Annotated in this window: 10 protein-coding genes; 8 read left to right on the plus strand and 2 right to left on the minus strand. The window is 71.4% G+C overall.

Features of this window, described 5'->3' with window-relative positions; genetic code table 11:
- Positions 1–67: 67 nt before the first annotated feature.
- The 3 genes from IE278_RS16130 to IE278_RS16140 all read left to right on the plus strand — a co-directional run bounded on the left by IE278_RS16130 (position 68) and on the right by IE278_RS16140 (position 2,568).
- Positions 68–1,447 (plus strand): C39 family peptidase, encoded by a 1,380-nt coding sequence (locus IE278_RS16130; protein WP_189772869.1) that lies wholly within the window; start codon positions 68–70, stop codon positions 1,445–1,447.
- A gap of 212 nt (positions 1,448–1,659) precedes the next feature.
- Positions 1,660–1,806, plus strand: a complete 147-nt coding sequence (locus tag IE278_RS16135) for an SCO1431 family membrane protein (RefSeq protein WP_189772871.1) — start codon at positions 1,660–1,662, stop codon at positions 1,804–1,806.
- A 102-nt stretch (positions 1,807–1,908) separates the two neighbouring features.
- On the plus strand, positions 1,909–2,568 hold the full coding sequence (locus tag IE278_RS16140) for a TetR/AcrR family transcriptional regulator (RefSeq protein ID WP_189772873.1): 660 nt from the start codon (positions 1,909–1,911) through the stop codon (positions 2,566–2,568).
- An 88-nt stretch (positions 2,569–2,656) separates the two neighbouring features.
- On the opposite strand, the gene IE278_RS16145 is transcribed toward IE278_RS16140, so the two are convergent.
- Positions 2,657–3,955 (minus strand): glycoside hydrolase family 18 protein, encoded by a 1,299-nt coding sequence (locus IE278_RS16145; protein ID WP_189772875.1) that lies wholly within the window; start codon positions 3,953–3,955, stop codon positions 2,657–2,659.
- Positions 3,956–4,273: 318 nt separating this feature from the next.
- Here IE278_RS16145 and IE278_RS16150 point away from each other — a divergent pair, with 318 nt between their 5' ends.
- From IE278_RS16150 to IE278_RS16160, 3 genes are all read left to right on the plus strand, one after another.
- Positions 4,274–5,446 carry an acyl-CoA dehydrogenase family protein gene (locus tag IE278_RS16150; protein ID WP_189772877.1) on the plus strand — a complete coding sequence of 391 codons (1,173 nt, stop codon included), beginning with the start codon at positions 4,274–4,276 and terminating at the stop codon, positions 5,444–5,446.
- A 567-nt stretch (positions 5,447–6,013) separates the two neighbouring features.
- Entirely contained in the window at positions 6,014–7,138 is a 1,125-nt protein-coding gene (locus IE278_RS16155; RefSeq protein WP_189772879.1) for an Rv3169 family protein, read from the plus strand.
- 29 nt (positions 7,139–7,167) lie between these two features.
- Complete coding sequence (locus IE278_RS16160) at positions 7,168–8,268, plus strand: phosphotransferase family protein (protein WP_189772881.1); 1,101 nt, start codon at positions 7,168–7,170, stop codon at positions 8,266–8,268.
- A gap of 58 nt (positions 8,269–8,326) precedes the next feature.
- On the opposite strand, the gene IE278_RS16165 is transcribed toward IE278_RS16160, so the two are convergent.
- A complete protein-coding gene (locus tag IE278_RS16165; protein ID WP_189772883.1) occupies positions 8,327–8,764 on the minus strand; it encodes a hypothetical protein in 438 nt (145 codons plus the stop codon).
- A gap of 265 nt (positions 8,765–9,029) precedes the next feature.
- Here IE278_RS16165 and IE278_RS16170 point away from each other — a divergent pair, with 265 nt between their 5' ends.
- Positions 9,030–9,470, plus strand: coding sequence for an Lrp/AsnC family transcriptional regulator (locus IE278_RS16170; protein WP_189772884.1), 441 nt, complete (start codon positions 9,030–9,032; stop codon positions 9,468–9,470).
- A gap of 292 nt (positions 9,471–9,762) precedes the next feature.
- The gene (locus IE278_RS16175) at positions 9,763–11,418 is read left to right on the plus strand and encodes an amidohydrolase (RefSeq protein WP_189772885.1); all 1,656 of its coding nucleotides are present in this window, start codon (positions 9,763–9,765) and stop codon (positions 11,416–11,418) included.
- The last annotated feature ends 410 nt before the right edge of the window (positions 11,419–11,828 follow it).

Below are 11,828 nucleotides of genomic sequence, written 5' to 3' on the forward strand. Positions count from 1 at the left end.
GGCCCACACCCGCACAGCATCCACGCACCGGACCAGCCCGTTCCGGACACCTGGGGGTCTTCCGTCCATGACCAGAGCCGAACAGCCGTCCCGCAGAACCCTCCTGGCCGCGGCCGTGGCGGCGGCCGCCGCGGGAGCCGCGAGCCCGGCCGCCGCCGCGAGCCCCACGGCCCACACCGCGAGAACCCCGGCCGCCCCGAAGTCGAAAGCACCCTCCGGCCCCGTGGACAACCATGCCTGGACCTCGTACGCCGACTGGCGCGGCGGTACCGCGGAAGGGACCCGTGCCGTGGAGGGGGCCCGCCCCGGCCTGGAGATCCGGACCCCCGCGGGCCGCACCGACTACACGGACCCGCACACCGGTACGACCGCCACCTGGGAGTACGCCCGCTGGACCTCGCCGGTCCATCGCCTCGGCGTCCCCTCCACCGAGGTCATCGCCTCCTGGAACGCGCGGACGCCGACGGGTACCTGGCTGCAGATCGAGCTGGCGGGCACGTACTCCGACGGCACGGACACCCCCTGGTACGTGATGGGCCGCTGGGCGGCCGGCGACCAGGACATCCGGCGCACCTCGGTGGACGACCAGAGCGACGGGAGGAGCAGCGTCTGGACCGACACCTTCGCCATCGACGACGCGGCCTCCGGGCTGCGCCTGGTCTCGTACCGGCTGCGGCTGACCCTCTACCGCAAGCCCGGGACCAGGGCCACGCCGACCGTGTGGCGGCTCGGCGCGATGGGCTCCGACATCCCCGACCGCTTCACGGTCCCGGCGTCGGCGCCCGGTCTCGCGAAGGAACTGGAGGTGCCGCGCTACTCGCAGGAGATCCACGTCGGCCAGTACCCGGAGTACGACAACGGCGGCGAGGCCTGGTGCAGCCCGACCTCCTCCCAGATGATCATCGAGTACTGGGGCCGGAAACCCACGGCCGAGGACCTGGCCTGGGTCAACCCCGAGTACGCCGACCCGCAGGTGTGCCACGCGGCCCGGTTCACCTTCGACTACCAGTACAACGGCTGCGGCAACTGGCCCTTCAACGCCGCGTACGCCGCCACGTACAAGGATCTGCAGGGCGTGGTGACCCGGCTCGGTTCGCTCGCCGACCTGGAGACGCTGATCGCCGCCGGCATCCCGGCCATAACGTCCCAGTCGTTCCTCGCCGCCGAGCTGACCGGCGCGGGGTACGGCACGGCCGGGCACCTGATGACGGTCATCGGCTTCACCGCCGACGGGGACGTGATCGCCAACGACCCGAACTCGCCCGACAACGAGGCGGTACGACGCGTCTACAAGCGGCGCGAGTGGGAGAACATCTGGCTCAGGACGAAGAGGTACAACGCCGCCGGGAACGTCGCCTCCGGCACCGGCGGGGTCTGCTACCTCTACTTCCCGGCCCGCCCCACGGACGCCCAGCGCAAGGCCCTGGCGGCGGTGGGCGTGCGCTGAGCCCGCCGCACGCCGGTACGGCGACAGGGGCGGCCCCTGGCACTGAGGTACTGAGGGGCCGCCTCTGTGATGTGCGCCGCACCCGTCCGTGCCGCGTGACCAAGCTCTCCTCCGCGAAAGCCCGATCCGATGGCAAAGTGGACGCACCGGTGGGACAAGTCCGTCCGAACCGGCGGGGGAGTCCATCGCAAGCCGACCGTGAGTGAGCCGCCATGACCACGACCTCTGCCACCGCCGGACACGTCCGCGCCCGGACGGGCGGCCCCAAGGACGACGGCCCGAAGATCCTTGAGCACGTCATGGGCTGGACCTTCGTGCTGGTGCTCGCGATGTTCGTGACGCAGCTCGGCCTCGTCTGACGCCAGCACCTCACCGGCCGGTCGAAGCGACTCGAACAAGCTGCTCGTACGGCTCTGCCATACTGCGGAAGTCCCGCCCGCGGTTGGAGACCAGGTCCGGAATTGACTAACAGTCCACAGCGCGGTGTCGACCGCCCCGGAGCGCGCGGCACCGACCGTTCCCTGGCGCGCCGTGCCGAACTCATCGTCATAGGGCGGAAGTTGTTCGCCGACACGTCCTACGACGCCCTGTCGATGGACGACATCGCCAAGCAGGCGCATGTCGCCAAGGGATTGATCTACTACTACTTCCGGTCCAAGCGCGGCTACTACCTGGCGATCGTCGAGGACTCGGTGGCCGAGCTGGTCTCCCGGGCGGCCGGTGGTCTCGAACTGCCCCCGGAGGAACGGGTGCACCGCACCATCGACGGCTATCTGCGCTACGCCGAGCACAACCAGGCCGCGTACCGGACCATCATCAGCGGCGGTGTCGGGTTCGACGCCGAGGTGCACGCCATCCGCGACGGCGTACGGGAAGCCATCGTCGAGACCATCGCCGAAGGGGCGTACGGGCGACGGAAGGTGGGCCCGCTGCCGCGCACGGCACTGCTGGGCTGGCTGTGCAGTGTGGAGGGGGCGACCCTCGACTGGATCGACCACCGCGGTCTGTCGCGCGATCTGATGCGCGAGCTGCTGGTGAAGATGCTCGGCGGCACGATGCGAGCCGTGGAGGAGCTGGACGTCTCCTACCCGGCCCCGCAGGCCGCGCGCCGCACCACCTGAGACGGCACCACCTGAGACGGCAGCGCGGAGACGGCAGTCGGGGCGGGGACCTTTTCCGGCCCCCGCCCCGACTGCCTTACCGGTGACGCTAGTTGATCGCCTTGATCAGTTCGCCGTTCGCCGTGTCGCCGCTCAGCTCCCAGAAGAACGTGCCGCCCAAACCCTGCGCGTTCTTGTAGCTCATCTTCCCGGCGATGGTCGACGGGGTGTCGTAACTCCACCAGTCGCTACCGCACTTGGCGTACGCCGTGCCGCCCACCGTGCCGGTGGCCGGGCACTTCGTCTTGAGCACCTTGTAGTCGTCGATGCCCTGCTCGTACGTGCCCGCCGCCGGTCCGGTGGCCGAGCCGCCGGGCGCCGCCTGGGTGACTCCGGTCCAGCCGCGTCCGTAGAAGCCGATGCCCAGCAGCAGCTTCGAGGCCGGGATCCCCATGCCCTTGAGCTTGGCGATCGTCGCGGAGGTGTGGAACTCCGCCTTCGGGATCCCCGAGTAGGAGTTCAGCGCGGAGTGCGGAGCCGTGGGCCCCGCCGCGTCCCAGGCACCGAAGAAGTCGTACGTCATCGGGTTGTACCAGTCGACGTACTGGGCCGCGCCCGCGTAGTCCGCCGCGTCGAGCTTGCCGCCGGCGGTGGCGTCGGCCGGGATCGCCGAGGTGACCAGCGCCGAGCCGCCGAACTTGGCGCGGACGGCCGACATCAGGTTCTTGTACGCGGCCCGCCCGCTGGTGTCACAGCTGAGGCCGCAGCTGTTGGGGTACTCCCAGTCGATGTCGATGCCGTCGAAGACGTCGGCCCACTTGGAGTTCTCGACCAGGTCGTAGCAGGACTGGGCGAAGGCCGCGGGGTTCTTGGCCGCCTCCGTGAAGCCCCCGGACCAGGTCCAGCCGCCGAAGGACCACAGGACCTTGAGGTTCGGGTGCTTCTTCTTCAGCTCACGGAGCTGGTTGAAGTTGCCGCGCAGGGGCTGGTCCCAGGTGTCCGCGACGCCGTCGACCGACTCGGCCGCGGTGTGGGTCCGCTCGGTGGCCGCGTAGTTGTCGCCCATCGCGCACTTGCCGCCGGTGACATTGCCGAAGGCGTAGTTGATGTGCGTCAGCTTGGCCGCGGACCCGGACGTCTCGACGTTCTTGACCAGGTACTTCCGGTCGTACGTGCCCCATTCGGTGAAGTAGCCGACGACCTTGGAGCCGGCGGCCGCGGCGGTGGCCGCTGTGGGGGTGGCGGCCTTCCCGGTCGTGGCGGCGGCAGCGGTCGAAGCGGTGGTGGCCGTCGTACCGGCCGCGGTGGCCGTGCCCGCGCCGGCGAGCAGTCCCGCGCCGAGGGCGGCGCAACACGCGGCGGACAGGAGCGCCCGGAAACGGACGCGAGGACGGAGCGAGGTGAGCATCGGACTCCTCGTGGGGGAGAGGGGAACATGCGCCGATTGGCATGAACGCGGTGAAGCGTTGGAGCGAAACAGTAGGAGGACTAGACCAGTTGGTCAATGGTTCGGACCAATTCCACACGGGAATCCTCTACTCTTGAGTAAGCGGTCGTTAACTGGTGACTGCATGCCTCCGATCGGGCATACTCACAGCGCACAGCCGCTGATCAGGCGCTTCCGCGACCCGGAGACGCGAGCATCACCGGTGCTCAGTGAGACCCGGCGGCGCAGCCCCACCCAGGTGTGCGCCCGCCGATGTGCCCGACAGGGAGGATCGTCGCCATGCCCGACCGCGCCCCGCAGCCGGTGGACCGTCAACTGCCCACGGACGAGGCCCGGGATCTGATCTCGCTCGTCCGCGACATCGCGCAGCGTGAGATCGCCCCGAAGGCGGCCGAGGAGGAGGACGCCGGGCACTTCCCCCGGGAGGTCTTCACCCTGCTCTCGGAATCGGGGCTGCTCGGCCTTCCGTACGACTCCGAGTACGGCGGCGGTGACCAGCCGTACGAGGTCTACCTCCAGGTGCTCGAAGAGCTCGCCGCCGCCCGCCTCACCGTGGGTCTCGGGGTCAGCGTGCACTCGCTCGCCTGTCACGCCCTCGCCAACTACGGCACCAAGGAGCAGCAGGTCGAGCACCTCCCGGACATGCTCGGCGGCGGTCTCCTGGGCGCCTACTGCCTCTCCGAGCCGGCGTCCGGCTCGGACGCGGCGTCCCTGCGTACGAAGGCCGTGCGGGACGGCGACGACTGGGTGCTCACCGGGACCAAGGCCTGGATCACGCACGGCGGGGTCGCGGACTTCTGCACCGTGCTCGCGCGGACCGGCGGCGAGGGCGCGCGGGGCATCACGGCGTTCCTGGTGCCCGGTGACTCCGATGGTCTGAGTGCCGCGGTGCCCGAGAAGAAGATGGGCATGAAGGGCTCACCCACCGCCCAGGTGCACTTCGACGGGGTATGGATCCCCGACGGCAGGCGTATCGGCGAGGAGGGGCAGGGCTTCGCGATCGCCCTGTCCGCACTGGATTCCGGGCGGCTCGGTATCGCGGCGTGTGCCGTCGGGGTCGCCCAGGCCGCGCTGGACGAGGCGGTCGCCTACGCGACGGGGCGCGAGCAGTTCGGCCGGCCGATCGCGGACTTCCAGGGTCTGCGCTTCATGCTCGCGGACATGGCGACGCGGATCGAGGCGGGCCGTTCGCTGTATCTCACCGCGGCCCGGCTGCGGGACGCGGGACGGCCCTTCGCCCGGCAGGCGGCCATGGCGAAGCTGTTCTGCACCGACAACGCGATGCAGGTCACCATCGACGCCGTCCAGGTGCTCGGCGGGTACGGCTACACCGCGGACTTCCCCGTCGAGCGGTACATGCGCGAGGCCAAGGTGCTGCAGATCGTCGAGGGCACCAATCAGATCCAGCGGATGGTCATCGCCCGTCACCTCGCGGGTCCCGAGTCGCGCTGAACCGTCCGTACGCGTACATCGTCGAAGGGGCCACCAACCGGACCCACTCGGGGTCGTGGTGGCCGGGCAGGGTCCGCCCGCGGTCGGCCCAGGCGCGCATCATGGCGCGATAGATGGGCGGGTCCAGGGGCTGATGGGCTCCTTGCGACACCTGTGAGCCCTGCGATCCCTGATACCCCTGTGACTCCTGGGGCGCTTGCAGCACTCGCGTCCACTGTGTCTCCTGGGGCACCAGGCGCTCCTGAGACTGCTGCGTCCCCAGGCTCCCCTGTGTCCCTTGGTTCCCCTGTGTCCCGTGGGTCCCCTGCATCCCTTGAGTCCCCTGGGAAACCGATTCTCCCGGCGGAGGGAGAAACCCGCGACGACGGCCCGTCTCTGCGTATGTCTCTGTGTACGAAGGGGTCATACCGGGCCAACGTGCTTCGGGGCGGGCAGGTCACCGACTGGCGAATTCGCCTGTGCGTTCGCGGGGGTTCAGGCGCCGTGCGGGGCTGCCGGACTCTGGCCCCCCGCGCGCATCTGACGTACCGTCAATTCTCCCGCGCCGCGTGCCCCGGGAGGCAGCCGATGCCCGACGACCGCCCCGTAGCCCTCGACGAGTACCCCGTGCACCAGGTCCCCCTCTCGATGAAGCACGTGGCGACGGGGGACCGGAACGCCTACGACCGGTGCATCTTCCATGTGTTCGACCACTGGGGCAGGGCGCTGCTCGTCCTGGGCCTCGGGGTGTATCCGAACGTGGGCGTCATCGACGCGTACGCCACCCTGCGCGTCGGGGACACCCTGCATGCCGTGCGTGCCTCGGACGCCCTCGACGACGACGAACGGATGCGGCTGTCCGTCGGGCCGCTCCGGATCCATGTCGAACGCCCCCTGAAGGACTTCGTCCTGAGCTGCGCCGCCGACCCGGGCGACCCGGACGGACTGTCGTACGAGATCAACTGGTCCGCGGACTTCCCCGCCCTGTGGGAACCGCATCACCTGCAACGCCGGGGCGCCCGCCTCATGTTGGAGGGCAGGCGCTTCGTCCAGGCGGGCCGGTGCGAGGGCTGGATCCGGGTCGCGGGGGAGGAGACCCGCCTGTCGGGCGACGGCTGGACCGGCACCCGCGACCGCAGTTGGGGCACGCGCCCGCTCCCCGGCGAGGAGGGCGGCCGGCTGGCCGAGGAATACCGGACCGAGGGCTTCCACTGGCTCTGGTGCCCCGTCCGCTTCGAGGACCGCTTCCTGATGGTCGTCACCCAGGAGGACGCCGACGGCTACCGGACCCTGAACGACGCGACCCTCGTACGAGCCGGGCGGCGCGACCGCCAACTCGGCTGGCCCCAGGCGGAGATCACCTACCGCAGCGGCACCCGTCACCCGGAGCGTGCGACCGTCCACCTAGGCGATCCGCGCAAGCCGCTCGAACTGGGCGTCGAGGTGCTGGCCTCCTCGCCACTCGCCGTCGGCGCGGGCTACCCGCCCGCCGAGGACTGGCAGCACGGCACCTGGCAGGGCAGGGGCTGGACCGACCGGCGCACGTACGACCTCTCCGACCCGGCCGCCCTCGGTCTCGCCGCGTACGGGGTGACCGACCACGCGGCCCGTTTCACCCTCGACGGGCGGACCGGCTACGGGATCTTCGAGCACGGCTCGTTCGGGCGGCACGACCCGAGCGGGTTCACCGGGTTCGACTCGGTTGCGCCCTGAGGGAGTTCACCCCGTGAAGGAGTGGTGACATGGCCAAGGCGCCCCGGTCTCGTCCCCGTACGACGACCCGGGACCCGGAACGGCTCGCGCGGCGGCTGACCGCCTGGCTCACCGGCCGGCTGCCCGGCGCCGAGGCGGTCGACGTCCGCGTCCCCGCGTCCAACGGGATGTCGAGCGAGACCCTGCTCTTCGACATCGAGCACCCCGAACCCCCGCTCCGCGCCTGTGCGTTGCGGCTCGCGGCGGACCCGGCGGCGTACACCGTCTTCCCGGTCTACGACCTGCCGCGGCAGTACCGCACCATGCGGCTGGTCGCGGACCGCACCGACGTCCCGGTGCCGCGTGTGCTGTGGCTTGAGGAGGACCGGGGGCCGCTCGGGGCGCCCTTCTTCGTCATGGAGCGCGTCGAGGGACGCGTACCGCCCGACGTCATGCCCTATACGTACGAGGGCAATTGGCTGCACGCCGCGAACGAGGCCGAACGCGAACGGCTGGAGGCGGCGTCGGTCGGCCTTCTCGCCCGGCTGCACGATCAGACGCCGGTGAAGGAGGCGGGTTTCCTCGTGGCGCCCGGAGCGGGGAGCCCGTTGCGGGCGCACGTCGAAGCCCAACGCGCGTACTACACCTGGGTGGTTGACGGACTGTCACGCTCACCGCTCATCGAGGACGCCTTCGACCGCCTCGACGCGCTCTGGCCGCGCGACGAGGGCGAGACGGTGCTCAGCTGGGGCGACGCACGCATCGGAAACGTCATCTACGACGGCTTCGAGCCCGCCGCCGTCCTCGACTGGGAGATGGCGGCACTGGGCCCGCGCGAGGTCGACCTCGGCTGGATGATCTACCTGCACCGCTTCTTCCAGGACCTCACAGAGAGCTTCGGACAGCACGGACTGCCCGGCTTCCTACGCAGGGACCGGGTCGAGGCGCGCTACGCCGAACTCACCGGCCACACCCCGCGGGACATGGACTTCCACATCCTGTACGCCGCCCTGCGGCACGCTGTCGTCATGCTGCGCGTCGCCTACCGGCAGGTGCACTTCGGCGAGATTGACGTCCCGGCTGATCCGGACACACTGATCCTGCACCACGACAGCCTGCGAGCCATGGTGCGGGGCGACTACCGGGACTGAGGGCTCTACGACGCTTCGACGCCTCGGCGGGGTCCGGGCCGTGATCGACCGCGCGGGTCTAGGCGGCCGCGCGCCGCATCACCCGCACCTGCAAGGGCCGCGAGCCGGGGCCTCCGACGTGCGAGAACGGCTGGGTCCGCCAGTCGAGTCCCTGCGGGAGCGTCAACAGCAGCGCCGTTTCCTGCTCCTGGATCTCCATCGTCTCGTCGGCGGGCTGGGCGTCGGCCGCCGCGCGGCCCGTACCGGCGCAGACCGTGAGCCCGAAGGGGTTCCACGGCGACGCGCAGAGTGCGTGCTCCGGCAGGCTCTCCTCGTCCGCCAGCAGCGCGATGGGCTGCGCGCAGTCCGGGCAGATCACCCGGTACATCTCGAAGGTGTCGTACGCGTCGAGCTCCTCGCCGTCCAGGGCGTCCGCTTCGACGCCCTCCGGCTCGGGCTCCACAACCGGCTGCTGCCGCTTGGACCCGGTACGACCAAGACGCTTGAGACTCTGCATGGGCTACTCCCCCTCGGATGGGCCGACAAGGTGCTGCGACCTCGGCCACAGCAAGCACTTCCCGTCCCGTCTGCGCGGTAATCACGAGAACATCACGGAAGCGGGCGGTGTCATGTGGTGTTCGTCACATGCTGCCCGAAGGTGCCCGACCCGGCTGGTTTGTACCCCGTGGGTGCGGTCGGGCGGCTCCGGCCACGTCACGAAGCGGGTATGACCTGCGTCGCTGAGTACCCGGGGGGATCAAGGGCACTGTAGGTTCTCCGCCATGGAGGAGCTGGACCGCCACATCGTGCAGCTGCTCGTCGAAGACGGGCGGATGAGCTACACCGACCTGGGCAAGGCCACGGGTCTGTCCACCTCGGCCGTGCACCAGCGGGTGCGCCGGCTGGAGCAGCGCGGCGTCATCCGCGGTTATGCCGCGGTCGTCGACCCGGAGGCGGTGGGGCTGCCGCTGACGGCGTTCATCTCGGTGAAACCGTTCGACCCCAGCGCGCCGGACGACATCGCCGAACGGCTGGCGGGGGTACCGGAGATCGAGGCGTGCCACAGCGTGGCCGGCGACGAGAACTACATCCTGAAGGTGCGGGTCGCGACGCCGCACGAGCTGGAGGAGCTGCTCGCGCGCGTGCGGTCGCTGGCGGGGGTGTCCACGCGGACGACCGTTGTGCTGTCCACGCCGTACGAGGCGCGGGCGCCGAAGATCTGACGCGGGGCCGCGTGGCGCGGTGCGGCGGGCACCGCGGGGGTGGTGCGGGTTGGTGGAGGCTGGGTGCGCCGTTCCCCGCGCCCCTTGCGGGGTCTGGTGCTGGGGGGCCTCGGTGTGTGCGGGTTGGTGGGTGTGGGCCGCGGAGTTCCCCGCGCCCCTTTGGGGCTCGGCCTCGGTGCTGGGGACCTCGGCGTGTGTGGGTTGGTCGGGGTGGGGCGCGCAGTTCCTCGCGCCCCTTTGGGGCCCGGCCCCGCGTGTCGGGGTGCCCCGTTGAGGGGCGAGACTGGTGTCCATGAGTGACAGCGCCGCCGTGCCCGAGCCCCACCGCAACCCCGCAGGAGCCGCGCCGCCCGCGCGCACCGTGCTGTTGCGGGGTGGGGAAGTCCACAGTCCCGCCGATCCGTTCGCCACCGCCATGGTCGTGGAGCGCGGGCAGGTCGCCTGGGTCGGTTCGGAGGGCGCTGCCGACGCGTTCTCGGAAGGCGTGGACGAGGTGGTCGACCTCGAAGGGGCGCTCGTCACCCCGGCGTTCACCGACGCACACGTGCACACCACGGCCACCGGCCTCGCCCTCACCGGCCTCGACCTCTCCGACACCCGCACCCTCGGCGACGCCCTCACCCGGGTACGGGACTTCGCCGCCTCCCGCCCCGACGACCGCGTGCTCCTCGGCCACGGCTGGGACGCCTCCCGCTGGCCCGAGCGGCGGCCCCCGCGGCGCGACGAGCTGGACGAGGCCACCGGCGGCCGCCCCCTCTACCTCAGCCGGATCGACGTCCACTCGGCCGTCGCCACCACCGCCCTGCTGGATCTGACACCGGGCGTCCGCGGGACGGCCGGCTTCCAGGACGGCGAACCGCTCACCCGCGACGCCCATCACGCCGTACGCGCCGCCGCGTTCGCAGCCGTGACCCCGGCGCAGCGCACGGAGGCCCAGCGCGCGGCCCTGCGGCACGCGGCCTCGCTCGGGATCGGCTCCGTGCACGAGTGCGCGGGCCCCGAGATCTCCTCAGAGGACGACTTCACCGGGCTGCTGCGGCTCGCCGCCGAGGAGGCGGGCCCGCGCGTCGTCGGCTACTGGGCCGAGCAGGACGTCACCAAGGCCCGCGCCCTGGGCGCGGCCGGCGCCGCGGGCGACCTCTTCGTGGACGGCGCCCTCGGCTCGCACACGGCCTGTGTGCACCGGCCGTACGCCGACGCGGAACACACCGGCACCGCCTACCTGGACACCGACGCCGTCGCCGCCCATGTGGTGGCGTGCACCGAGGCGGGGCTCCAGGCGGGCTTCCACGCCATCGGGGACGCCGCCGTGGCCTCTGTGGTCGACGGCATGCGCGCAGCCGCCGAGAAGGTCGGTCTGGCCCGCGTACGCGCCGCCCGGCACCGGGTCGAGCACGCCGAGATGCTCACGCCCGACACGATCGCCGGTTTCGCCGACCTCGGCCTCACCGCCTCCGTCCAGCCGGCCTTCGACGCGCTGTGGGGCGGCGAGGAGGGCATGTACGCCGAGCGCCTGGGCACCGAGCGCGCGCGCACGCTCAATCCGTACGCCGCCCTGCTGCGCGCCGGCGTCCCGCTCGCCTTCGGCTCCGACAGCCCCGTCACCCCGCTCGACCCCTGGGGCACGGTCCGCGCCGCCGCCTTCCATCGAACGCCCGAACACCGGGTGTCCGTCCGCGCCGCCTTCACGGCGCACACGCGGGGCGGCTGGCGGGCGGTCGGCCGGGACGACGCGGGGTCCCTGGTGCCAGGCGCGCCCGCGGACTACGCGGTGTGGCGCACCGAGGAACTCGTGGTCCAGGCCCCGGACGACCGGGTGGCCCGCTGGTCGACCGACCCCCGCTCCGGAACCCCGGGGCTGCCCGACCTGTCACCCGGTGCGGACCTGCCCGTCTGTCTGCGCACCGTGGTGGACGGTCGAACCGTATTCGTACGGCCGGACGAGTGATGTCCCGGGGTGGCGCGGTGGGGATCATGGTCCGACGGGCTGTCGCGCGACCTGCGCATCCTCGGCGCTGACCTGGTGTTTCTTGGAAAACCCGCAGGTGGAACGACTGTTGACAGTGAGCGGCAGGTGGCCGGTAGGTTCGGCCGGGTCCACCACCGGACGTCCGACCGGTGAACTTCCGCGCAGTCGCCGCAGCGCAGTTGGGTCAGGGGTGGTGTGCCGCACCGGCGCACCACCACTGGGAGCCAGGCCCAGCGTCCGCGCCACGGGGCGAGGGAACGTTCCGGCCGGATGGTGTGACCCGGGTGGGGCCCGGCCGCTCAGTAGACAACGGCTTTCGGTCGACCCGCAGCCAGCGGGTCCCAGGTCGGCCCGAAGGGCGCCGGGCCCCGATCCGCAGTTCCCCTCCC

The sequence above is a fragment of the Streptomyces tauricus genome (assembly GCF_014650955.1).
GTDB classification, from domain to species: Bacteria; Actinomycetota; Actinomycetes; order Streptomycetales; family Streptomycetaceae; genus Streptomyces; species Streptomyces tauricus.